This window comes from Micromonospora sp. RTP1Z1 (genome assembly GCF_033804685.1).
Lineage (GTDB): Bacteria > Actinomycetota > Actinomycetes > Mycobacteriales > Micromonosporaceae > Micromonospora.
In genome coordinates this window covers 1-1,478 of sequence record NZ_JAPFQV010000132.1, presented here as the reverse complement: position 1 = coordinate 1,478, position 1,478 = coordinate 1, and the positions used below count along the sequence as shown (strand labels likewise).

The 1,478-nt window shown below is 56.6% G+C and carries 1 rRNA gene; it reads left to right on the top strand.

Going from position 1 to position 1,478, the window contains the following annotated elements:
* Window positions 1–1,478 (top strand): 23S ribosomal RNA (locus SLP03_RS31355); the annotation flags it as partial.

The window sequence follows — 1,478 nt, the reverse complement described above, 5'->3', positions numbered from 1 at the left end:
CCCGAAATGCATTTAGGTGCAGCGTCGCGTGTTTCTTGCCGGAGGTAGAGCACTGGATGATCTAGGGGGCCCACAAGCTTACCGAAATCAGCCAAACTCCGAATGCCGGTAAGTGAGAGCGCGGCAGTGAGACTGCGGGGGATAAGCTTCGTAGTCGAGAGGGAAACAGCCCAGATCACCAGCTAAGGCCCCTAAGCGTGTGCTAAGTGGAAAAGGATGTGGGGTCGCACAGACAACCAGGAGGTTGGCTTAGAAGCAGCCACCCTTTAAAGAGTGCGTAATAGCTCACTGGTCAAGTGGTTCCGCGCCGACAATGTAGCGGGGCTCAAGCACACCGCCGAAGCTGTGGCATTCACATTTCAACCTCGCTTGGACTTGATTCCTTGTGCAGGTGTGTGGATGGGTAGGGGAGCGTCGTGCCGCGGGTGAAGCAGCGGGGTGACCCAGTTGTGGACGCGGCACGAGTGAGAATGCAGGCATGAGTAGCGAAAGAAGGGTGAGAAACCCTTCCGCCGGATGACCAAGGGTTCCAGGGCCAGGCTAATCCGCCCTGGGTGAGTCGGGACCTAAGGCGAGGCCGAGAGGCGTAGTCGATGGACAACGGGTTGATATTCCCGTACCCGCGAAAGAACGACCCTGACGAACCTCGTTGTGCTAACCACCCGAACTTGGTGACGTCTTCGGACTGATCTGGGGGAGCGTGGGAACCTGACGGGTAGTAGTCAAGCGATGGGGTGACGCAGGAAGGTAGCTGAGCCCGGCCGGTGGTTGTGCCGGGGTAAGCGTGTAGGCCGTACCGTAGGCAAATCCGCGGTGCATGAAGGCTGAGACGTGATGCCGAGCCGATTCAGGTGAAGTCAGTGATCCTATGCTGCCGAGAAAAGCCTCTAGCGAGTTCTTAGCGGCCCGTACCCCAAACCGACACAGGTGGTCAGGTAGAGAATACCAAGGCGACGGGCGAACTGTGGTTAAGGAACTCGGCAAATTGCCCCCGTAACTTAGGGAGAAGGGGGGCCGGAGACGTGAAACCCCACGCGGGTGGAGCGTTGTATGGCCGCAGAGAGCAGGGGGAAGCGACTGTTTACTAAAAACACAGGTCCATGCGAAGAAGTAATTCGATGTATATGGACTGACGCCTGCCCGGTGCTGGAACGTTAAGGGGACCTGTTAGCTCTTCGGGGCGAAGCGGAGAACTTAAGCGCCAGTAAACGGCGGTGGTAACTATAACCATCCTAAGGTAGCGAAATTCCTTGTCGGGTAAGTTCCGACCTGCACGAATGGCGTAACGACTTCCCCACTGTCTCAACCACAGGCCCGGCGAAATTGCACTACGAGTAAAGATGCTCGTTACGCGCGGCAGGACGGAAAGACCCCGGGACCTTTACTATAGCTTGACATTGGTATTTGAATTAGCTTGTGTAGGATAGGTGGGAGCCGGTGAAGTCCATACGCCAGTATGGGTGGAGGCAATCTTGAAA